This is a genomic window from Xylophilus sp., from assembly GCA_009914555.1.
In the GTDB taxonomy this organism is placed as follows: domain Bacteria; phylum Pseudomonadota; class Gammaproteobacteria; order Burkholderiales; family Burkholderiaceae_C; genus WNDY01.
This window is the reverse complement of sequence record WNDY01000043.1, coordinates 1-19819: the sequence shown is the minus strand read 5'-3', so window position 1 is coordinate 19819 and position 19819 is coordinate 1. Positions and strand designations below refer to the sequence as shown.

The following is a 19819-nucleotide window of genomic DNA, read 5'->3' as shown; positions in this document are numbered from 1 at the left end:
CAGCTCCGGCTGCCGCCCGGTACTCTGTGAAAGTTTTTCTTTTGGCGAAAGGGACTTGAAGGCGATTCCCTCCTTCCTGCGTCAGTCCAAAGCCAGGGGACTCATTAGCAAATAAGTTATTCCCACTTGGCCCACCCGGCGGGCACGCCTACATTGCGCAGCGATCCGACGCGACCCTCGACGACCATGAACACGACCTTCCTCCCCCGCCTCTTCGCGGCCGCCGGTGCCGCCGTGCTTTTCGCCGCCGCCACCGCCGCCCATGCCGACGCCACGCTCGACCGCATCAAGGAGCGCAAGAGCGTCGCCATCGGCGTCGTCATCAACGGCGGGCCGTTCGGCTCGATCGACCCGGCCACGCAGCGCTTCGTCGGCTGGAACCCGGAACTGGCCCGCGACATCGCGCGGCAGCTCGGCGTGGATGCCGAACTGGTGCAGGTGCAGCCGTCCAACCGGGTGCAGTTCCTGCAGTCGGGCAAGGTGGACCTGCTGGTCGCCTCGATGGAGGTGACGCCCGAGCGCGCCGACATCCTGGCCTATGCGCCCACGCCGTTCTACCGCGTCGGCGGCACGGCCGTGGTGCGCAAGGACAGCGGCATCCGGCGCTGGGAAGACCTGCGCGGCAAGACGGTCTGCCTCTCGCAGGGCAGCAACTACGCCAAGCCGCTCCAGGCCGAGTACGGCGCGCAGGTCAAGGGCTTCAAGAGTTCCTCGGAGTCGCTGCTGGCCCTGCGCGGCAGCAACTGCGTGGCCGCCGTGCATGACGCGACGCTGGTGTACCCGCTGCTGCGCACCAATCCCGAATGGAAGGACTACGCGGCGCCGCTGCCCGAGCTGATTCCGTCGCCGTCGGTGGTCTGGGCGCGCAAGGGCGAGAACGACACCGTCGCCGCCATCGACAGGATCGTGCAGAACTGGCACCGCACCGGCTGGCTGATCGCGCTGGAGAAGCGTCTCGGCATCGAGCCGGCGCAACCGCTGCTGCCCGAACTCCAGGCCAAGTACAAGAACGCCAAGTGAGCCTCGAAGGCGCGCTGCAAGGCTTCGTCGCCGCCGCCAGGTCGGTCGGGCTGAACTACGCCTTCGTGCTCGATCCCATGGAGCGCGCGGCCTTCGTGCGCGGCCTGGGCGTGACGCTGCAGCTCTGCATCGCGGTGATTCCAGGCAGCCTGGCCGCCGGCGTGGCGATCGCCGCGCTGCTGACCTCGCGCCGGCGCTGGCTGGCGTGGCCCGCGCGTGCGTTCGTCGAGGTCACGCGCAGCACGCCGACGCTGGTGCAGCTCTACTGCGCCTTCCTCGTGCTCAACATGCTGATCACGCAGGCGGCGCAGCCGCACGGCGCGGTCAACCCGCTCACGCCCTTCGTCTGGGTGTTCATCGTCATCTCGCTGCACAAGGGCGCGTTCCATGCCGAGGCGCTGCGCGCCGGCATCGAGGCCGTGCCCGCGGCCACGCTGGAGGCCGCGCGCTCGCTGGGCTTTTCCCGCGCGCTGCGGCTGTGGCGGGTGGAGCTGCCGCTGGCGGTGCGCTTCGCGCTGCCGGCACTGGTCAACAACCTCGTCGACCTGGTGAAGATGACCGCCGTGGCTTCGGCCATCGCGGTCGGCGACGTGACCTACGAGTCGATCATGATCTGGACCAACCGCGACAACGTGCTGGAGCTGCTGCTGCTGGTCCGCGCCTGGTTCGGCCTGCTGACCTGGGACGTGAGCGCGGCCGGTCGCTGGCTGGAGCAGCGCCTGCGGATGCCCGGCTATGGACAGTAGCCTGTGGCCGGCCTTCGCCCAGCTGTGGCACTGGGCGCCGGCCCTGCTGCGCGGCATGACGGCCAACATCGGCATCAGCCTGCTCGCGATGGCGCTCGGCACCGCTGCGGGCCTGGCCGTGGGTGCGCTGTCGCTCGCGCCGCAGACGGCCCTGCGCACCGGCGCGCACTGGTGGGTGCAGGCGTTCCGCAACGCGCCGGTGCTGGTGCTGATCTATTTCACGACCTACGTGTTCCCGTTCGAGATCGGCCCGGCCGCCTGGCGGTTGCCGTTCCCGGACTGGCTCAAGGTCACGCTGGGCCTGGCGCTGCCGGCGTCGGCCGGCGTGGCCGAGATCTTCCGCGGCGCGATGCAGTCCATCCCGGCGGCGCAGTGGGAGGCCGCGCGCTCGATCGCGCTGGCGCGTGCGCAGATCCTGCGCTGGGTCATCCTGCCGCAGTGCCTGCGGCGCATGCTGCCGCCCTGGATGAACCTGTATGCCGGCATCACCATGAGCACCTCGCTCGCCTCGCTCGTGGGCGTGCACGACCTGGTCGATACGGCCCAGATCGCCAGCAACACCGTGGCGCGCACCGACTTCACCGTGCTGGTCTACTTCACCCTCCTGGCGCTGTTCTTCGCCTACTGCTATCCGATCGCGCGGGCCACCCGCGCGCTGGAGAAACGCCATGCCCGAACCTGAAGCCCCGCTGGTCGAACTCCGCGACCTGCATCTCTCCTTCGGCACGACCGAGGTGCTCAAGGGCATCGACCTCGACGTGCAGCGCGGCGAGGCGGTCAGCATCATCGGCCCCTCGGGCTCGGGCAAGTCGACGCTGCTGCGCACCATCACCGGCCTGGTGCGGCCGCAGCGCGGCACGATCCGCGTGGGCGATACGCAGGTGGACCGCCTGCGCAGCGAGGCCGCCTTCATCGCGCTGAGGAAGCGCGTGGGCTTCGTCTTCCAGCAGTTCAACCTGTTCCCGCACCTCACGGTGCTGGAGAACCTGGTGATCGCGCCGGTGCGCGTGGCCGGCCGCGCCCGCGCCGAGGCCGAGCGCGAGGCGCGCGCACTGCTCGACCGCGTGCGGCTGGGCCACAAGGCGCTGGCCTATCCGGGCGAACTCTCGGGCGGCCAGCAGCAGCGCGTGGCGATCGCCCGGGCGCTGGCGATGCGGCCCGACCTGATCCTGTTCGACGAGGTGACCTCGGCGCTCGACCCGGAGACGGTCGGCGAGGTGCTGGCCGTCATCCGCGAACTGGTGGCCGACGGCCTCACGAGTATTCTGGTGACCCATGAGATGCGCTTCGCCGAGGAGATCAGCCACCGCGTCGTCTTCACCGACGGCGGGCGGGTGGCGGCCGCCGGCACGCCGCAGGAGATCTTCCACCATCCGCAGGGCGCGCGGCTGCGCGCCTTCCTCGATCGTTCGATCAGCGACGGCGGCCGGCCCGCGCCGGTGGCGGACCTGCCGCGCGTGGCCTTCGATCCGCAGCGCTTCGCGATCTGACTGACGCCCCCTTCCTTCCCCCACGAGAGAGATGAAACGACCATGACCGCTACCACGATCCCCGCCCAGCGCAGCACCGCCGTCGGCAACGCGCTGGCCGAAGTGCGCCGCCTGCTCGATGCCGGCGGCGTGAGCCGCGACACGCTAGCCCAGGTCGCCGCCGTGCTGGAACGGCTGGCGGCGCGGCCCGAGCTGTTTCCGGCCGGCGAATTCCCGCCGCCGGCCGAGAACGCCGGCGTGGGCGCATCGACCCGCTACCGCCTCAACCCGCAGGACGGCGAGGCCGGCATCGCGCTCTACCTCAATTCGATCAACCCCGGCAAGAAGACGGTGCCGCACAACCACGACACCTGGGCCGTGATCGTGGCGCTGTCCGGCGACGAGCACAACCGCATCTACCGCCGCACCGACGACGGCCGCCGCCCCGGCCATGCCACGCTGGCGGTCGAGCGCGAACAGACCGTGCGCCCCGGCGCGCCGATCGCCTTCCTGCCCGACGACGTGCACAGCATCCATGTGGACGGCACGCAGCCGACGCTGCACTTCCACCTCTACGGCCAGCCGCTGGAGACGCTGACCGGCCGCGTGGGCTACGACCTGGCGACCGGCGAGGTGGTGAACTACAACGCCACGCAGATGCGCCCCAGCCGGAACGCCGCGGTCCGCTGATCGACATACCCCCGGCACGACCACCTTACAGCGGTTGGACCACAATCGCCACTGCCCCATACCCCCTCCATGACCGACAAGCACATCGACACCCGCCTCGCCCACGCCGGCACACCGCCGCTGCAACGCGGCGTGGGCCCGGTGCCCGTGCCGGTCGTGCGCGGCAGCACGCTGCGCTACGCCGACATGGCCACCCGCTTCGACTACGCCCGCCGCCGCGCGGCCGGCGAGGACGTGGCCTCCTACGGCATCCACGGCTTCGACACGCACCGCGCGCTGGAGGAAGCGGTGCGCGCGCTGGAAGGCGGCGTGCGCGCCTTCCTCTCGCCCTCGGGCCTGGCCGCGATCACCCACGTGTTCCTGGCCACGCTCTCGGCAGGCGACCATGCGCTGGTGAGCGACGGCGTGTACGCGCCGCTGCGCCACACCGACAGGACGCTGCTGAAGCGCCTGGGCATCGCCGTCGAATACTTCTCGCCGGCGCAGCAGAACCTGGCCGCGCTGATCCGGCCCGAGACGAAGCTGCTCTACCTCGAATCGCCCAGCTCGCTGCTCGGCGAGGTGCTCGACCTGCCCGCGCTCAGTGCCATCGCCCACGCCCGCGGCGTGGCCGTGGCGGTCGACAACACCTGGGGCGCCGGCTACCTGCACCAGCCGCTCGCGCTCGGCGCCGACATCTCGCTGCAGGCGGCCACCAAGTACATCGGCGGCCATGCCGACCTGATGCAGGGCGTGGTCGTGGCCGGCAACGACCATGTCGCCGCGCAGCTCGTGTCCGCGCAGGAAGCGCTGGGCCTGACCGTCGGCGCCGACGAGGCCGCCCTGGCCTTGCGCGGCATCCGCACGCTGGGCGTGCGGCTGGAGCGCCACCAGCGCAACGCCTTGGAGGTCGCCCGCTTCCTGCAAGGCCGCCCCGAGGTCGCCCGCGTCTACTACCCCGCGCTGCCCGAGGATCCCGGCCATGCGCTGTGGAAGCGCGACTTCCGCGGCGCCAACGGCCTGCTGTCGTTCGCGCTGGCCGACGAGGACTTCGCCCGCGCCACCGCCCTCGTCGACGCGCTGGAGCTGTTCGCCATCGGCGCCTCGTGGGGCAGCTACGAGAGCCTGGCCCTGCTGACCGCGCCCGAGCGCCTGGCCGGCCATTCGGCCTGGGCTGGCAGCCGCGCGCCGCTGGTGCGCCTGCACGTCGGGCTCGAAGACCCGGCCGACCTGATCGCCGACCTGGCCCGCGGCTTCGACCGTGCGGCCGCGGGCCGCTGAACCTCTTTTCCCACCCCCACCAGCAACTCACCCCTCCATGACCGCTTCCATCGACGCGCGCAGCCTGCGCGCCTGGCTCGCCGACGGCGCCGAGATCGCCCTGATCGACGTGCGCGAGGCCGGCCAGTTCGGCGAAGGCCATCCCTTCTTCGCCGTCAACCTGCCCTACAGCCAGCTCGAAAAGCTGGCGCCGCGCCTGCTGCCGCGCCGCAGCGTGCGCACCGTGGTCTACAGCGACGCGGGCGACGGCCTGGACCAGCGGGCGGCCGCACGGCTGGCCGCGCTCGGCTACGACGACCTGTACCTGCTGCAGGGCGGCGCCCAGGGCTGGGCCGAGGCCGGCTGCGTGCTGTTCCGCGGCGTCAACGTGCCCTCCAAGACCTTCGGCGAACTGGTCGAACAGGTCTTCCACACGCCGCGCATCCCGGCGCAGGAACTGGCCCGCCGCCAGGCCGCCGGCGAGCCGCTGCTGCTGGTGGACGGCCGCACACCCGAGGAGTACCGCCGCCAGACCGTGCCCGGCGCCCTGCCGCTGCCCAACGGCGAACTCGCGCTGCGCCTGGCCGCACTGCTGCCGGACGCGACCACGCCGGTCGTCGTGCACTGCGCCGGCCGCACCCGCAGCATCGTCGGCGCGCAGACCCTGCGCAACCTCGGCCTTCCCAACCCGGTCGTCGCTCTGGAAAACGGCACCCAGGGCTGGAAGCTGGCCGGCTACGAGCTGCGCTACGGCAGCGCCGAGCCCGTGCCGCCACGGCCCGCCGCCGACGCCCTGCCGCTGCTGCGCGAGCGCGCCGCCCGCCTGGCCGCCAGGCACGGCGCCCCGGTGCTGAGCGCTGCCCAGGCCCAGGACTGGCTCGACGACGCTGTGCGCACCACCTACCTGATCGACGTGCGCAGCGCCGAGGAATTCGCCGCCGGCTCGCTGCCCGGCGCGGTGCAGGTGCCCGGCGGCCAGCTGGTCCAGTCGACCGACCTGTCGGTCGGCGTGCGCAACAGCCGGCTGCTGCTGCTCGACGACGAGGCGGTGCGCGCGCCGGTGGCGGCCAGCTGGCTGCGCCAGCTCGGCTTCGAGGCAGCGACGGTCGAAGGCGGCATTGCCGCCAGAATACACCCCCCTGCACGGCCCAGCAGCGCGCAGCAGCTGGTCGGTAGCAGCACATACCCCATTCCTTTGCTGGACGCCGCCGCCGTGGCCGCACGCCACGCCCGCGCCGGCACGGCCTGGATCGACCTGCGCGGCAGCCGCGCCTACCGCGCAGGCCACGGTGCCGGCGTGGCCTGGAGCATCCGCCCGCGCATCACGGCCGCCGTGCCGCAGGGCGCCGCGGCCATCGTGCTGATCGCCGAGGACGCCGGCACCGCCGCGCTCGCCGCGCAGGACCTGCGCGAGGCCGGCCATGCCGACATCGCCTGGACCACCCAGGCCGCCTGGCAGCAGGCAGGCCTGCCGACCGAAGCCACGCCGCAGCTGCCGGCCGACGCCGATGCGATCGACTACCTGCTCTTCGTGCACGACCGCCACGACGGCAACCTCGACGCGGCGCGCGCCTACCTCGCCTGGGAGACCGGCCTGATCGGCCAGTGCCAGCCCGACGAGCTGGCGGTGTTCCGCCTGCCCGCCGCGGCCTGAGAACCGCGCCCCGATCCGCCGAAGCGGTCAGTGGCGGGCCGCTGCGACCCGGGCGCGCAGCGCCGCCACGTCGCGCAGCACCAGCGTGCGGCCTTCCTTGGCCAGCAGGCCTTCGCGGGTGAGCCGCGAGAGTTCGCGCGTGATCTCCTCGCGCGTCGTGGCCACGGTGCTGGCCAGGTCGGCATGGCGCGGTGCAGGGGAGAGTATGGCCTGGTTGCCCTCGATGCCAGCCGCCTGTGCCAGGGCCAGGAGGCGGGTATGCAGGCGGCTCGCCATGCCGAGCGTGCCCAGGTCGATCACCCGGCGCGCCATGCGCTGCACGACAGCGCCCATCTCGCGCACCACGCGCTCGGCCACGCGCGGCTCCGCGCGCAGCAGCGCCAGGAAGTCCGCGTGCGGGATCCGGGCCAGCAGGCCGGATTCGAGGGCCACGGCCGACAGCGTCACCGGCGCCCGGTCGAAAAGATGGACGACGCCGAAGCAGCTGCCGGCCGCATGGTCGGCCAGGGCCAGCTCCCGCCCATGGGCGCCTACGGTGGAGATGCGCACCCGGCCCTGGACGACGGCGACGACGGCGCCGGTGGCGCAGCGGTCGATCGTCTGCCCGGCCTCGACATGCCGCCAGGCGCACAGCCGCGCAACGCTGGCCAGCTGCGGGTCGGAGAGGTCGGCAAACAGGGCCACGCGGCGCAGGCCGAGGGCGGACACGGCGGGCGCGTCGTCCTCGCCGGGGAGCGCGACGGCACCGGGACGCGGCGCATGGAAGGTTGGCGCGAGGCCGACAGGGGCTGCTGTCATCATTTTTTCGTATCGGCGAAGTAAATGCCCGGCACAGGATACCGGCTTGCCAAAACCCTGTCCGGGCAGGGCCGCCGACGCTGGCGGCGCCCCCGGTCAGACGCCTTCGTCGCGCGCGTCGCGGCCCATGAGCTGGGCCACCGCCTCGGCCGGCGCGATGGCACCGTCGAGCAGCGCGACCACGGCCTGGGCGATCGGCATCTCCACGCCGAGCGCCGCGGCGCGCTGCACCACGGTGCGCGCGCAGTACACGCCCTCGGCCACGTGGCCGAGCGAATCCACCGCCTGCTGCAAGGTGCGGCCCTCGGCCAGCAGCAGGCCGACCTTGCGGTTGCGGCTGAGGTCGCCGGTGGCCGTGAGCACCAGGTCGCCCAGGCCCGACAGGCCCATGAAGGTCTCGGTGCGCGCGCCGAGCGCCAGACCCAGCCGGCTCATCTCGGCCAGGCCGCGCGTGAGCAGCGCCGCGCGGGCGTTGAGGCCCAGCTGCAATCCGTCGCAGAGGCCCGCCGCGATTGCGAGCACGTTCTTGACCGCACCGCCGACCTCGACGCCGGCAATGTCGTCGTTGGCATAGACGCGCAGCGCAGGCCCGTGCAGCGCCGCGGCCAGCGCATCACGCACGGACGCATGGACGCTGGCGGCCACCAAGGCGCTGGGGCGGCCCTGGGCCACCTCCTGGGCGAAGCTCGGGCCGCTGAGCGCCCCGGTCTGGAGGCGCGGCGCGACCGCCGCCGCCACCTCGTGCGGCAGCAGGCCGGCCATCTGCCCGGCCTGCGCGGGTTCGAAGCCCTTGCAGAGCCAGGCGACCGGCGCCGAAGCCGTGTCGCGCAACTGCTCCAGCGTCGGCCGCAGGCCGGCGACCGGCGTTGCCACGATGACCAGGCCGGCACCGCGCACCGCGGCGCCGGGCGGGCCGTCGGCCACGGTCAGGGCATCGGGAAAGGAAAAGCCCGGCAGGTACCGGGCATTGGTACGGGCGGCGCGCAAGGCCGCCGCCTGGGCGGTATCGCGCGCCCAGAGCACGACCTCATGCCGCGCATCGGTCCGCTGCGCGGCGCTCAGGGCCAGTGCGGTGCCGAAGGCGCCCGCCCCCAGCACGACGATCCGCATCGGCACTGCCGCGGCGGCGCGGTTACTGCGTGACGGCCGGCGCGCCGCCGTTGCCGGCGGCAGCGGCCTGCTGCTGTTCGTACATGGCCTGGAAGTTGATCTCGGCCAAGTGCACCGGCGGGAAGCCGCCGCGGTTGATGATGTCGGCCACGTTGCCGCGCAGGTAGGGGTAGACGATCTGCGGCGCGACGATGCCGAGGATGGGCCCCAGCTGTTCCTCGGGCACGTTGCGGATCTCGAAGATGCCGGCCTGTTTGGCCTCGACCAGGAACACGGTCTTGTCCTTGATCTTGGTCTGCACCGTGGCGGTCACCGCGATCTCGAAGATGCCCTCGGCCACCGGCTGGGCTTCCACGCCGAGCTGGATGTCGACGGTCGGCTGCTCCTGTTCGAGCAGGATGGCAGGCGAATTGGGTTGCTCGAGCGACAGGTCCTTCAGATAGACGCGCTGGATCTGGAAGACGGGTTCTTGCTGCTGTTGGTCGGCCATGGAAGTAACGATCGGAGAAGGAAACAGGTCTGTTCACCCAATGGAAAAGGCCCGCTGCAAGAGACTTCTGCTCCTGCAGCGGGCCCGCGTGCGCGCATTATGCACGCCGCCCGTGGCAGCGCCGGACGCCGCTCAGGCCCCCGGCAGCAGGGGCACCAGAGCGCCCCGGCCGTCGAGGGCGACCAGGTCGTCGCAGCCGCCCACATGGGTGTCGCCGATGAAGATCTGCGGCACCGTGCGGCGGCCGGTGATCTCCATCATGCGGCTGCGCTCCTCGGGGTTGGCATCGACGCGGATCTCCTCGATCGCCTCGACGCCCTTGGACTTGAGGATCTGCTTGGCCCGGATGCAGAAGGGGCAGACGGCCGTGGTGTACATCTTGACGTGCTGGGTCATGGGGAAAAGGGCTTCCTTGCGTTTTCAGTTCCTGTCGACCGGCAGATTAGCGTCTTTCCACGATTTCAGCCCGCCGCCGAGGACTTGGGCCTTCTCGTAGCCCAGCTTCTGCGCGATGGCCCTGGCACGGGCGCCCTGGCCGCCCTGGCCCACGAAGATCAGCGGCAGCGCCTTGTTCTTGACGACGGCCGGCAGGCGTTCTTCGAGCTGGCCCAGCGGCAGGTTGCGCGCGCCGGCCGGACGGCCCTGGGCGAAGGCCTCGGGTTCGCTGAGGTCGATCAGCACGCCCTTCTCGCGGTTGATCAGCTGCACCGCGCCCGCGGCGCTGAGCGCGCCCGCGCCGCCGCCGCGCAGCAGCGGCGCCACGAGCAGGCCGCCCGAAACGATAGCGACGGAGAAAAGCAGCCAGTTGTCGACAATGAAATTCACGGTGGTCCTTAAAGAACGTTCTCGGATGGGGCAACCGGCTAATTCTAGAATGGCGGGCTTTGCGACTCCGATCCTCCCACCGTCTTCTGGGGACACCATGTACAAACTCGTTCTCGTGCGCCACGGCGAATCCACCTGGAACCTCGAAAACCGCTTCACCGGCTGGACCGATGTGGACCTGACGTCCACCGGCGTCGAGCAGGCCAAGGAAGCCGGCCGCCTCCTGAAGGCCGAGGGCTACGACTTCGACCTGGCCTACACCAGCGTGCTCAAGCGCGCCACGCGCACGCTGTGGCACACACTCGACGAGCTGGACCGCACCTGGCTGCCGGTGGTGCACAGCTGGCGCCTCAACGAGCGCCACTACGGTGCGCTCCAGGGGCTCAACAAGGCCGAGACCGCGAAGAAGTTCGGCGACGACCAGGTCCTGGTGTGGCGCCGCAGCTACGACACACCGCCGCCGGCGCTCGCCGCCGACGATCCGCGTTGGGAAAAGGGCGACCGCCGCTACGCCGGCCTGGCCGACGGCGAATTCCCGCGTACCGAGTGCCTGAAGGACACGGTCGCGCGGGTGCTGCCGTTCTGGAACGAATCGATCGCCCCGGCCATCCTCAAGGGCCGCCGCGTGATCGTCGCCGCCCACGGCAACTCGATCCGCGCGCTGGTGAAGTACCTCGACGATATCTCCGAATCGGACATCGTCGGCCTGAACATCCCCAATGGCATCCCGCTGGTCTACGAACTGGACGCCGAGCTCAGGCCGATCCGCCACTATTACCTCGGCGACGCCGAAGCTGCCGCCAGGGCCGCCGCCGCCGTGGCGGCCCAGGGCAAGCAGGGCTGAGCGCAGCGTCGCAAAATACATGCCGGACCATGGAACCCGGGGCGCCGGCCGGCTTCCAAGGTGTATATTGATCCGCAAAGGTGCATGAATGGGCCAGAAACTCAAAATAGCAGGCTGGGTGTCGCTCGGCGTCGTCGCCGGCGCGCTGACCACGGTATCGCTCCAGACGGTGGCGCGCGGTGCGTTCACCCCGCTGCCGCTGGAAGAGATCCAGCAGCTCTCGGCCGTCTTCGGCATGGTCAAGGCCAACTATGTCGAGCCGGTCGATGACAAGAAGCTCATCACCGACGCGATCTCGGGCATGGTCTCCAGCCTCGACCCGCATTCGCAGTATTTCGACAAGAAGTCCTTCAAGGAATTCCGCGAGGGCACGACCGGCCGCTTCGTCGGTGTCGGCATCGAGATCACCCAGGAAGACGGGCTGATCAAGATCGTCTCCCCGATCGAAGGCTCGCCCGCCTTCCGCGCGGGCCTGAAGCCGGGCGACCTGATCACCAAGATCGACGACACCGCCGTCAAGGGCCTGGCGCTGAGCGAAGCGGTGAAGCGCATGCGCGGCGAACCCAACACCAAGGTCACGCTGACGATCTTCCGCAAGGACGAGAACCGCAGCTTTCCCTCGACGGTCACGCGCGAGGAGATCCGCACGCAGTCGGTGCGCGGCAAGATCATCGAGCCCGGCTACGCCTGGCTGCGCCTGTCGCAGTTCCAGGAGCGCACGGTCGACGACTTCGCTCACAAGCTCGAGGAACTGTACAAGCAGGACCCGCAGATCAAGGGCTTGGTGCTCGACCTGCGCAACGATCCGGGCGGCCTGCTGGACGCAGCCGTCGCCGTCTCGTCCGCCTTCCTGCCGAGCGACGTGACCGTGGTCTCGACCAACGGCCAGATCGCCGAGAGCAAGTTCACCTACAAGGCGGCACCGGAGTTCTACCAGCGCCGCGGCGCCGGCGATCCGTTGAAGCGCCTGCCGGCCGCGCTCAAGACGGTGCCACTGGTGGTGCTGGTCAACGAAGGCTCGGCTTCGGCCAGCGAGATCGTGGCCGGCGCCCTGCAGGACCACAAGCGCGCCACCATCCTGGGCAGCCAGACCTTCGGCAAGGGCTCGGTGCAGACCGTGCTGCCGCTCGGCCCCGACACCGGCCTCAAGCTCACCACGGCGCGCTACTACACGCCGAGCGGCCGCTCGATCCAGGCCAAAGGCATCGTGCCCGACGTCATGATCGACGAGACCGCCGAAGGCAACATCTTTTCGGCGCTGCGCACCCGCGAGGCGGATCTGGAGAAGCACCTGGCGAGCGGCCAGGGCGAGGAGCAGAAGGACGCTGCCCGCGAGAAAGCCCGCGAGGAAGCGCGCCAGCGCCTGGAGGAAGAAGCGAAGAAGTCCACGTCGGAGCGCAAGCTGCCGGAGTTCGGCGCCGACAACGACTTCCAGCTCCAGCAGGCGCTCAACCAGCTCAAGGGCCGTCCGGTCGTCGCCAGCAAGACGCAGACCGAGCGCAAGGAAGAGCCCAAGGAGAACTGATTCTCCGCCGCTGCCGGACGCCATCGCTGCGCCGGCAGCGGGGCCGGCGGCATCCATGAACGACGACCAGTTGCTGCGCTATTCGCGGCACATCCTGCTCGACGAGATCGGCATCGAGGGTCAGGAGCGCATCCTGGCCAGCCACGTCCTCATCATCGGCGCCGGAGGGCTTGGCTCGCCTGCGGCGCTCTACCTAGGTGCGGCCGGCATCGGCCGGCTGACGGTGGTAGACGACGATGCAGTCGACCTCACCAATCTGCAGCGCCAGATCGCCCACACCGTGGGCCGCGTCGGCCAGTCCAAGGCCGACTCCCTGGCTGCCGCGGTCGCCGGCATCAATCCCGACGTCCGCTTCCATGCGGTCCACGCCCGTGCGGACGATGCATCGCTGGACCGGCTCGTGCCGCATGCCGACATCGTGCTGGATTGCAGCGACAACTTCGCCACGCGCCAGCGGGTCAACGCCGCCTGCGTGCGCCACCGCCGCCCCCTGGTGGCCGGTGCAGCCCTGCGCTTCGATGCGCAACTCGCCGTGTTCGACCCGCGCGACGACGCCTCGCCCTGCTATGCCTGCCTGTTTCCGCCACAGGAAGACTTCGAGGAGACCCGCTGCGCCGTGCTCGGCGTGCTGGGGCCGCTCGTGGGCATCGTGGGCGCCATGCAGGCCGCCGAGGCGCTCAAGCTCGCCGCCGGCGTCGGCCAACCGCTGACAGGGCGGCTGCTCATGATCGACGGCCGGTCGATGGACATCACCACCCTCCGTACCACACGCGATGCGCACTGCATCGTCTGCGCCGCGCGCCATTGAAGCGCTGCCCCGAGGATCCGCGTAGGACTCCTCCCACAAGCCGCCCTTCCGGGCGCTGGCACAATCCGGCCGGCTCGACAGGTACATTGCGCCATACACATCACAGGTCGCCCGACAGCGCTGCAACATTGCTTTCGCTTTGACGATGTCACAGATGGATTGAATGTGGGACTGAGAACGTACATTGTTGAAGACAACGCGACCATCCGCGAGAACCTTGTCGGCACGCTCGAGGAACTGGCGTCGATTCGTCCCGTGGGTTTTGCCGAGACCGAGAACGACGGCCGGTCGTGGCTCGAGGAGAACGGAGACGAATGGGATCTCGCCATCGTCGATCTCTTCCTGAAGCAGGGCAGCGGACTGGGTGTGGTCGCCGCATGCGGCGAACGCCGCAGCCACCAGAAGGTGGTGGTGCTTACCAACTACGCGACCGCCGACATCCGCACCCGCTGCGCCCAGCTCGGTGTCGATGCGGTCTTCGACAAGTCCAACGAGATCGACGCCCTGGTGGACTATTGCGTAGTCAACAGTGCCTCGCTCACCTGAGAACGCCGCCCTGCCGATTTGAAGCCTGCCGCTTCTGCCTTCTTCCAAAAGACGACGGGCCGGTATCACCGGCCCGTCGTGCATATGCGCCCTTCATGCTGCGCCGGCTGCCGCCGGTGCGGCAGGGCGGCCCGCGGCGTATCAATCGATCAGTTTGTTCTTCAGCGCGTAGTACGTCAGGTCGCTGTTGGAGGCAAGGTTCATCTTCTCCATGAGGCGCGTGCGATAGGTGCTGACGGTCTTCACGCTCAGCGACAGCGACTTGGCGATATCACCCGCCGTCTCGCCCTTGGCCAGCTTGAGGAACACCTGGAATTCCCGCTCCGACAGCAACTCGTGCGCCGGTACGTCTTCCTTGCGGTTGAGCTGCTGCGCGAGCAACTCGGCCACCGACGGCGTGATGTAGCGGTGGCCCAGCGCGATCGTGCGGATCGCGTTGACGATTTCCGCGGGGTCGCATTCCTTGTTCAGGTATCCGCTGGCGCCCTGGCGGATCAGCGTCATCGCGTAATGCTCCTCGGGGTATCCGCTGAGGATCAGGATGCCGACGTCCGGCGCCTTGGCACGGATCATGGCCAGTGCATCGAGGCCGCTCTGGCCGGGCATGGACAGGTCCATGAGCAGCACGTCGATCTCCGTGTTGCGCACGAGGTCGATGGCCTCGCGGCCGTTGGCCGCTTCGCCAACGACGCGCAGGTCGACATGGTCGGCAAAAAACTGCCGCAGGCCGGCCCGCACGATGGCGTGGTCATCCACAATTCCGATTTTGATCATCTTCGCCTGTTCCTTGGTGTGAAAGCACACGCAGGTGCTTGGCTGGATTATTCACGAATTGCCGCTCAACGGGCGCTGCTGCGCAGCCATCGTTGCCACGAAATCCATTGAAGAACGAGACAGGAGGCGCGATGCGCTGGTTTGCGATTCCGAAGATGACCATCAGCCTGCCGCTGGCCGTGATCGCCGCGGTGGCCCTCATCGGCATCAACGAGACGGGCTACGAGCAGTCGACCCGCGCGGTCGACGAGATGACGCGCAGCCAGGCGACCCACGCGACGCTCAACCGGCTGCTGCAGAACATGCTTGATGCCGAGACCGGGCAGCGCGGCTACATGCTGACCGGCGACACGCGCTACCTGGAGCCCTACACCAGCGCGATCGTGCAAGTCAATGCCAACCTCGACGAGCTGCGCGGCATCTTCCGACCGCATTCCGATGAACTAAACGGCTTCGCCCGGCTGGCGCTGCACGTGGCGCAGAAGTTGTCCGAGATGGAGCTCAGCGTGCGGCTGCGCAAGCAGGGCAACGAAGACGCCTGGAAGTTCGTGATGCTGACCGACGTGGGCCGTGAGCACATGGACGCGATCCGCGAGCAGTCCTACCAGCTGATCGCGCAGACCAGCGCGCGCATGCGCGACAGCCAGGCGCAGATCGAGCGCTCGCTGCTGCTCGCGCGCATCGGCATCGCGATGGTCGCGCTGATCGGGCTGCTGGCGTTCTACATGTACCTGCGGCAGACCAGCGCGCTCAACCGCGCGGGCCTGCGCGAGCAGGAGGCACTCGGCCGCGAGCGCGACCGCCTGGAATCCCAGGTGCGCGACCGGACCGCGTCGCTGGGCGAACTGGCCACCCACCTGCAGCAGGTGCGCGAAGAGGAACGCGGCCACCTGGCGCGCGAGCTGCACGATGAACTGGGCGCCCTGCTCACCGCGGCCAAGCTCGACGTGGCGCGGCTGAAGTCCAAGGTCGGCACCGCGCCCGACGTGGTCGAGCGGCTGCAGCACCTGACCGAGACGCTCAACAGCGGCATCGCGCTCAAGCGCCGCATCATCGAGGACCTGCGCCCGTCGTCGCTGGCCAACCTGGGGCTGACCGCGTCGCTGGAGATCCTGACGCGCGAGTTCGCCGAGCGCTCCGGCATCAACCTTGAGATCAACTTCGAGACCGTGGAGCTGGACCAGTCGGCCCAGCTCACCGTGTACCGGCTGGTGCAGGAGTCACTCACCAACATCGGCAAGTACGCCGAGGCCAAGAACGTGATCGTCACGCTGCACAACTACCCCGGTTATGTGGCGCTGGAGGTGCGCGACGACGGCAACGGCTTCAGCGTGGACAACGTCCGGCCCGCGAGCCACGGCCTCGCGGGCATGCGCCACCGGGTGGAGTCTGCCGGCGGCAAGCTCAGTGTGACCTCGGCGCCGGGACAGGGGACCGTGGTATCGGCGGTGCTTCCCCACAGCTGAAGCGAAGGCCGCGCCGCCGACGCCGCAGCCGTCGGCAGGCTCCTACAGCGCCCGCGTACCAGGCCTGACAGGGGGCCGCGCGCGGCACTGGCGAACCCGGCCCCGCCCGCCGCCTAAGCTCTCTTCCAAGCGTATCGACAGGCGAACGCTGCAACCTCCGGGGACAGCCCCGGGCAAGGAGATGACATGCTGCACTACGCCGTTGTGTTTCTGGTGATCGCACTGATCGCGGCCCTCTTCGGCTTTGGCGGAATCGCGGCCGGTGCCGTGGGCATCGCCAAGATCCTGTTCTTCATCTTCGTGATCATGGCCGTGGTCACCTTCGTGCTGAGCCTGCTGCGAAAGGGCTGATGCCCGCACTCGCACTCTCTCGGTTTTTCACTCTCGCAAAAGACAAGGAGCTAGTCCATGACCAACCCGACGACCCAGGCCCGCGATCTGGCTGACGACGTTCTTCAAAGCGCACAGGGTGCGGTGGAATCCACCCGCAACCTGGCCAACGATTCGCTGGACCGTGCCAGCGAGAAGGTCCGCGATCTGCGCCGTGACGTCAGTCCGACCGTCGACCGCATCGCCGAAACGGCCCAGGACTGGGCCCAGCGCGGCCTGGACGCCTGGAGCGACACGCGCGAACGCGCACGCCGCCAGATCGACCACTACTCCGACGTGACCGGCCGCTACGTTGCCGACCAGCCGGTGAAGTCGGTTCTGATCGCCGCCGCCGCCGGTGCCGCCGTCGCCGCGGCCGTGCTGCTGGCCACGCGCAGCAGCCGCCCGCGCAACCGCTACTGATCCGGCCGATCGACAGACCTTCACCCCTGCCCGCCGCCCCCGCTCCCCACGCCCATGTTGCACCCGCTCGTTTCCACGCTGATCAAGCATCCCGACCTGGTGCTGGACCACGTCCTCGGCTACGGCAGCCTGGTCCGTGAAGAAGCCAAGGCCCTGGGCGGCCAGGCCGTCCAGCGTGCCGTGGCCTGGGGACTGGTGCTCGTCATGGGCTTGGTGGGGCTGGTGCTGGCAGGAACGGCGGTGATGATCGGACTGCTGCAGTCGCAGTTCCACTGGGTGCTGGTCGTCGTACCCGGCGTGCCGGTCGCCGCGACGCTGGTCGCATGGCGGGTGGCTCGCCGCCCCTTGCCGGGCGACGGTCTGCGCGACCTGCGTGAGCAGCTGCAGGCCGACTTGGTGCTGTTCCGCCGCGCGGGAGACGCGCGGTGAGCGCGTCCCTCGCACGCGAACGGCTGGAACGCAGCCGCCAGATCCTGCTGCGCCAGCTGCAGGGCCCCGTTGCGCACACGCCGGCGCCCGCGCAGCCGCCGCGGCATCCCGCACCCCCCGCGCCCGGGCCCATCGACCGGCGTGACGCCGCCGGCACCGCGCCGCATACCCCCGTTGCGGCACCGCGTTCGCGCCGCCGCCGCGCGGGCTTCCTGTCCACCGCCCGCGACGTCGCCGGACTCTGGTGGCCTCACCATCCGGCCCGCACCGCCCTGTCCATGGTCGAGCCCGCCCTGGCAGCCTATGGTCAGCGCAAGCCTTTCACGCTGCTGGCAGCTGCTGCGGCCACAGGCGCCGCGCTGGTGGGACTGCGGGCCTGGCGCCACCTGCCGGTAACCGGGCTGGTCGCCGCCCTGTTGCGTTCGTCGCAATTCACGTCGCTCGCAGCGTCCCTGGTGGCCGCGGGCGCAGCCACCCTGACCTTCCCGGAGAACCACGATGAAAACGAACGTGAAGCACTACGTTCCCAGCGATGATGCGACCGACCTCCGCCTCGACGAATCGGCGCTGAATGCCGCTGCGACGTCGGACCTGGACGAAGGCGCGGTCACACCGGGCTACGGCCCCTACCGCGACGCAGTCGTCAAGCTGCTCAACGACGCCCTTGCCACCGAACTCGTGTGCACGCTGCGCTACAAGCGCCACTACTTCACCGCCGACGGCGTGGACTCCTCCAAGATTGCAGACGAGTTCCTCGTGCATGCGACGGAGGAGACCTCGCACGCAGACAAGATCGCCCGGCGCATCGTGCAGTTGGGCGGCGACCCCGACTTCTCGCCCGACACGCTGCTGGCGCGCAGCCACGCGCAGTATGACGGCTCCAAGGACCGCAAGGACATGGTGCGCGCCAACCTCGTGGCCGAGCGCATCGCCGTGGAGGCCTACCGCCAGATGATCACGCTGATCGGCGACAGGGACCCGACCACCCGCCGTCTGCTCGAAGAGGTGCTCGCCGACGAGGAAGAGCATGCCGACGAACTGAAGGACTGGCTGCACCGCTGAGCCGGCCGCCGAACAGAACCAGAAACCCCGTCCCGGCCGGCCGCAAGCGCGTGGAGTGCGGCGCACGCGGCGGGTCCCCTCCACCCCCTCCCGCGCACCCGACCGTTTTCCGCCATCAACCTGCCAAAAAGGAAACCCCATGAAGAAGTACGCTCGTGCAATCGCTTTCGCCGCTCTCGCCGGCATCACCGTGGTCACGACCGGCTGCTCCGTCGCCCGCCACCAGGAGACCATCGGCGCCTATGTCGATGACGCCGGCATCACGACGGCCGTGAAGGCCAAGTTCGCGGAAGACAGGACGGTCGCCGCCACCTCGATCAGCGTCGAGACCCTCAACGGCACGGTGCAGCTCTCGGGCTTCGCCAAGTCGCAGGCCGAGAAGGAACGTGCGGCAGAGCTGGCCCGCAGCACGAAGAACGTGCGCGACGTGCGCAACAACATCGTCGTTCGCCCGTAAACAGCGCACGCGGCGCAACCGCGGCCTGCGACAGACAGGCCGCCCGGGCAGGTCGGATGGGGACTCAGCGCCCTGCCGGCCTGCCTTTTTTTTGTTTTCCCTCTGGAGAGAAGCCGCTTTCCTGGTGCCGAGGCGTCAAATCATCGACATCGCCGGCAATGCCGACATGCACCGCCACGCCATTGGCGCCCCGCCGCAACCTTGCCGCCGCGGGCGGGAAGTAAACGGAGGCTGCCGGGGCCGGTTACCATCTTCGCCGGTTTCGGACATTCCGTGCGGGTCGTGCCGACCAGGGTCCCTTTGCCGCAGGTGGGTGCCGCAGCGTTCGAAAACACCAACCGGACAGGAGGGGGGAAGGATGGCTGTCTATGCTGACTGTCAGCATGCTTTGGCATTGATCGAGCATGCCGCCCAGGAACTGGATATCTATATCCGGCAGCTCGAGACGGAGGTCAATCTGGAAGTATTGCAGACGGGAACGCCCATTGCGCATCCGGACGGCCGCAATTACAACGTACGGGCCGAGACGCCGGCCTATATCAAGCTGGCCAACCCACGCGTCATCAAGGACAAGCACCTTGAATGGAATCGGAAGCTTCAGAGCGTGATCATGGGTTACGCGAGAGAGGCCGAAACCGCAAGAAAGCATGTCGCCAAAGGCCGCGATATCGCCTTTACCGACGCCGACGTCACCGTAGGGAACGCGTTCGATCCGTTTGCCAAGGCAGTGCAACTCAAGCACACCGTTGCCAAGGACAATGCGGCGGTCAATGACATGATTGCCAAGGCAGCGAATCAGCTTACCGGCGAGACCGGCGAAAAGCCGGGGTGATCTTGCCCCCGTTTCACGGACACCCCTATAAGCGATTAACTATCGCAATAGGAGGTGGACGATGACCAAGAGCAAGGCAGGCAGAAAGGGGCAGGAGTTCAGCCTGGAGTTCAGGTAGCAGGCACTGTTGCGAGCGGCCACAGAAGGGGTAACCACGGTGGCTCGTGATCTGGGGTTGCAGCCTGCCCAGCTGTACAGTTGGCGCGCCCAGGCGCGGCGGCACGACCAGGACGATCAGGCACA

At 69.3% G+C, this 19819-nt stretch carries 26 protein-coding genes; 20 read left to right on the top strand and 6 right to left on the bottom strand.

Annotated elements, in window-relative coordinates; translation table 11 throughout:
• The first annotated feature begins 186 nt into the window (after positions 1-186).
• The 7 genes from GAK38_RS17145 to GAK38_RS17115 all read left to right on the top strand — a co-directional run bounded on the left by GAK38_RS17145 (position 187) and on the right by GAK38_RS17115 (position 6818).
• Positions 187-1020, top strand: a complete 834-nt coding sequence (locus tag GAK38_RS17145) for a transporter substrate-binding domain-containing protein (protein WP_325346180.1) — start codon at positions 187-189, stop codon at positions 1018-1020.
• Positions 1017-1766: an amino acid ABC transporter permease gene (locus GAK38_RS17140; RefSeq protein ID WP_325346178.1), complete on the top strand. Its 750-nt coding sequence runs from the start codon at positions 1017-1019 to the stop codon at positions 1764-1766. Before GAK38_RS17145 ends, GAK38_RS17140 begins: the two co-directional genes overlap by 4 nt.
• Positions 1756-2448 (top strand): amino acid ABC transporter permease, encoded by a 693-nt coding sequence (locus tag GAK38_RS17135; RefSeq protein ID WP_325346176.1) that lies wholly within the window; start codon positions 1756-1758, stop codon positions 2446-2448. The genes GAK38_RS17140 and GAK38_RS17135 overlap by 11 nt, the downstream gene beginning before the upstream one ends.
• A complete protein-coding gene (locus tag GAK38_RS17130; RefSeq protein ID WP_325346174.1) occupies positions 2435-3256 on the top strand; it encodes an amino acid ABC transporter ATP-binding protein in 822 nt (273 codons plus the stop codon). Before GAK38_RS17135 ends, GAK38_RS17130 begins: the two co-directional genes overlap by 14 nt.
• A 42-nt stretch (positions 3257-3298) precedes the next feature.
• On the top strand, positions 3299-3925 hold the full coding sequence (locus GAK38_RS17125; RefSeq protein WP_325346173.1) for a cysteine dioxygenase family protein: 627 nt from the start codon (positions 3299-3301) through the stop codon (positions 3923-3925).
• Positions 3926-3994: 69 nt separating this feature from the next.
• The gene (metC, locus tag GAK38_RS17120) at positions 3995-5185 is read left to right on the top strand and encodes a cystathionine beta-lyase (protein ID WP_325346172.1); all 1191 of its coding nucleotides are present in this window, start codon (positions 3995-3997) and stop codon (positions 5183-5185) included.
• 37 nt (positions 5186-5222) lie between these two features.
• Positions 5223-6818, top strand: coding sequence for a rhodanese-like domain-containing protein (locus GAK38_RS17115; RefSeq protein ID WP_325346170.1), 1596 nt, complete (start codon positions 5223-5225; stop codon positions 6816-6818).
• Positions 6819-6845: 27 nt separating this feature from the next.
• Here GAK38_RS17115 and GAK38_RS17110 read toward each other — a convergent pair whose 3' ends face one another.
• The 5 genes from GAK38_RS17110 to GAK38_RS17090 form a co-directional block, all read right to left on the bottom strand.
• Positions 6846-7616 (bottom strand): Crp/Fnr family transcriptional regulator, encoded by a 771-nt coding sequence (locus GAK38_RS17110; protein ID WP_325346169.1) that lies wholly within the window; start codon positions 7614-7616, stop codon positions 6846-6848.
• Between the two features lie 96 nt (positions 7617-7712).
• A complete protein-coding gene (locus GAK38_RS17105) occupies positions 7713-8726 on the bottom strand; it encodes an NAD(P)H-dependent glycerol-3-phosphate dehydrogenase (RefSeq protein ID WP_325346202.1) in 1014 nt (337 codons plus the stop codon).
• A 22-nt stretch (positions 8727-8748) separates the two neighbouring features.
• Positions 8749-9216 (bottom strand): protein-export chaperone SecB, encoded by a 468-nt coding sequence (secB, locus tag GAK38_RS17100; protein WP_325346168.1) that lies wholly within the window; start codon positions 9214-9216, stop codon positions 8749-8751.
• Positions 9217-9348: 132 nt separating this feature from the next.
• Positions 9349-9612 (bottom strand): glutaredoxin 3, encoded by a 264-nt coding sequence (gene grxC / locus GAK38_RS17095; protein WP_325346166.1) that lies wholly within the window; start codon positions 9610-9612, stop codon positions 9349-9351.
• A gap of 24 nt (positions 9613-9636) precedes the next feature.
• Entirely contained in the window at positions 9637-10041 is a 405-nt protein-coding gene (locus GAK38_RS17090) for a rhodanese-like domain-containing protein (RefSeq protein WP_325346164.1), read from the bottom strand.
• A gap of 97 nt (positions 10042-10138) precedes the next feature.
• Here GAK38_RS17090 and gpmA point away from each other — a divergent pair, with 97 nt between their 5' ends.
• The 4 genes from gpmA to GAK38_RS17070 all read left to right on the top strand — a co-directional run bounded on the left by gpmA (position 10139) and on the right by GAK38_RS17070 (position 13764).
• A complete protein-coding gene (gpmA, locus tag GAK38_RS17085) occupies positions 10139-10885 on the top strand; it encodes a 2,3-diphosphoglycerate-dependent phosphoglycerate mutase (protein ID WP_325346162.1) in 747 nt (248 codons plus the stop codon).
• An 88-nt stretch (positions 10886-10973) separates the two neighbouring features.
• A complete protein-coding gene (locus GAK38_RS17080) occupies positions 10974-12410 on the top strand; it encodes a S41 family peptidase (RefSeq protein WP_325346160.1) in 1437 nt (478 codons plus the stop codon).
• Between the two features lie 55 nt (positions 12411-12465).
• Positions 12466-13218 (top strand): HesA/MoeB/ThiF family protein, encoded by a 753-nt coding sequence (locus GAK38_RS17075; RefSeq protein WP_325346158.1) that lies wholly within the window; start codon positions 12466-12468, stop codon positions 13216-13218.
• Between the two features lie 165 nt (positions 13219-13383).
• On the top strand, positions 13384-13764 hold the full coding sequence (locus GAK38_RS17070) for a response regulator (protein ID WP_325346156.1): 381 nt from the start codon (positions 13384-13386) through the stop codon (positions 13762-13764).
• A gap of 141 nt (positions 13765-13905) precedes the next feature.
• Here the strand turns inward: GAK38_RS17070 and GAK38_RS17065 are convergent, their stop codons facing one another.
• Positions 13906-14538, bottom strand: coding sequence for a response regulator (locus tag GAK38_RS17065; RefSeq protein WP_325346154.1), 633 nt, complete (start codon positions 14536-14538; stop codon positions 13906-13908).
• A 131-nt stretch (positions 14539-14669) separates the two neighbouring features.
• On the opposite strand from GAK38_RS17065, the gene GAK38_RS17060 reads away from it, so the two are divergent.
• From GAK38_RS17060 to GAK38_RS23985, 9 genes are all read left to right on the top strand, one after another.
• Positions 14670-16004 carry a sensor histidine kinase gene (locus GAK38_RS17060; RefSeq protein ID WP_325346152.1) on the top strand — a complete coding sequence of 445 codons (1335 nt, stop codon included), beginning with the start codon at positions 14670-14672 and terminating at the stop codon, positions 16002-16004.
• A gap of 186 nt (positions 16005-16190) precedes the next feature.
• Positions 16191-16355, top strand: a complete 165-nt coding sequence (locus GAK38_RS17055; protein ID WP_325346150.1) for a DUF1328 domain-containing protein — start codon at positions 16191-16193, stop codon at positions 16353-16355.
• Positions 16356-16412: 57 nt separating this feature from the next.
• On the top strand, positions 16413-16796 hold the full coding sequence (locus GAK38_RS17050) for a hypothetical protein (protein ID WP_325346149.1): 384 nt from the start codon (positions 16413-16415) through the stop codon (positions 16794-16796).
• A gap of 54 nt (positions 16797-16850) precedes the next feature.
• Positions 16851-17225: a hypothetical protein gene (locus GAK38_RS17045; RefSeq protein ID WP_325346147.1), complete on the top strand. Its 375-nt coding sequence runs from the start codon at positions 16851-16853 to the stop codon at positions 17223-17225.
• Positions 17222-17761 carry a hypothetical protein gene (locus tag GAK38_RS17040; protein ID WP_325346145.1) on the top strand — a complete coding sequence of 180 codons (540 nt, stop codon included), beginning with the start codon at positions 17222-17224 and terminating at the stop codon, positions 17759-17761. The genes GAK38_RS17045 and GAK38_RS17040 overlap by 4 nt, the downstream gene beginning before the upstream one ends.
• Entirely contained in the window at positions 17724-18287 is a 564-nt protein-coding gene (locus GAK38_RS17035; protein ID WP_325346143.1) for a ferritin-like domain-containing protein, read from the top strand. The genes GAK38_RS17040 and GAK38_RS17035 overlap by 38 nt, the downstream gene beginning before the upstream one ends.
• A gap of 139 nt (positions 18288-18426) precedes the next feature.
• Entirely contained in the window at positions 18427-18744 is a 318-nt protein-coding gene (locus GAK38_RS17030) for a BON domain-containing protein (RefSeq protein WP_325346141.1), read from the top strand.
• Between the two features lie 358 nt (positions 18745-19102).
• Positions 19103-19576: a hypothetical protein gene (locus GAK38_RS17025; protein ID WP_325346139.1), complete on the top strand. Its 474-nt coding sequence runs from the start codon at positions 19103-19105 to the stop codon at positions 19574-19576.
• Between the two features lie 157 nt (positions 19577-19733).
• A partial coding sequence (locus tag GAK38_RS23985; RefSeq protein ID WP_443089235.1) for a transposase occupies positions 19734-19819 on the top strand: 86 nt, incomplete at its 3' end.